This window comes from Nocardiopsis sp. MG754419 (genome assembly GCF_018207095.1).
Lineage (GTDB): Bacteria > Actinomycetota > Actinomycetes > Streptosporangiales > Streptosporangiaceae > Nocardiopsis.
Genome location: NZ_QOCZ01000359.1, coordinates 1 through 490 on the forward strand (window position 1 = coordinate 1; position 490 = coordinate 490).

1 protein-coding gene is annotated in these 490 nt (G+C 70.4%); it reads left to right on the top strand.

Annotated elements, in window-relative coordinates; all coding sequences use genetic code 11:
- Positions 1-490 (top strand): bifunctional DNA primase/polymerase (locus DSY14_RS28115; protein ID WP_211719603.1); only part of this gene is annotated, 490 nt, incomplete at both ends.

A 490-nucleotide genomic window follows, 5' to 3' on the forward strand; every position in this document is an offset into this window, starting at 1 on the left:
CGCGGCTGGCCCGTCTTCCCCCTCACCCCCCGCTCCAAGAAACCACCGCTGGTCCGGAACTGGGAGAAGACCGCCACCACCGACCCCGACCAGATCCGCACCTGGTGGCGCCAGTGGCCGACCGCGAACTACGGCATCGCCACCGGCCCCGCCAACCTGGTGGTGATCGACCTCGACACCCCCAAACCCGGACAGACAACGCCCGACCCGTGGAACCGGCCCGGCATCACCGACGGAGCCGACGTACTCGCGCTCCTGGCCGAAGAGACCGGTGAGCCGTTGCCGCTGGACACCTTCACCGTACGCACGAGGAAGGGCGGGTGGCACCTGTACTTTACCCACCGCACCGGGCCGAAGCTGGGCAACACCAGCGGCAACTTGGGGTGGCTGGTCGACACCCGCGCCCACGGCGGCTACGTCGTGGGCCCCGGCTGCCCCGTCACCGCACCCGACGGCAACGGCCACTACCAGGTCGAGGTCCGCGAGAACC